We start from the raw sequence: 227 nt of genomic DNA, 5'->3' as shown, positions 1-227 counted from the left end.
CTCCGAAAGGAGGATTAATACCGCATAATGTTGTTGAATCGCATGATTCGATAACCAAAGGAGCAATCCGCTATGAGATGGACCCGCGGCGCATTAGCTAGTTGGTGAGGTAACGGCTCACCAAGGCGACGATGCGTAGCCGACCTGAGAGGGTGATCGGCCACATTGGGACTGAGACACGGCCCAGACTCCTACGGGAGGCAGCAGTGGGGAATATTGCACAATGG

The 227-nt window shown here is 54.2% G+C and carries 1 rRNA gene; it reads left to right on the top strand.

The features are described 5' to 3' along the window. Positions 1-227 (top strand): 16S ribosomal RNA (locus tag CPJCM30710_RS17695); the annotation flags it as partial.

Origin of the sequence: Clostridium polyendosporum, assembly GCF_018332455.1 — a bacterium.
Classification (GTDB): domain Bacteria; phylum Bacillota; class Clostridia; order Clostridiales; family Clostridiaceae; genus Clostridium_AY; species Clostridium_AY polyendosporum.
The sequence above is the reverse complement of the archived record's forward strand: the minus strand, read 5'-3'. Positions and strand labels throughout refer to the sequence as shown.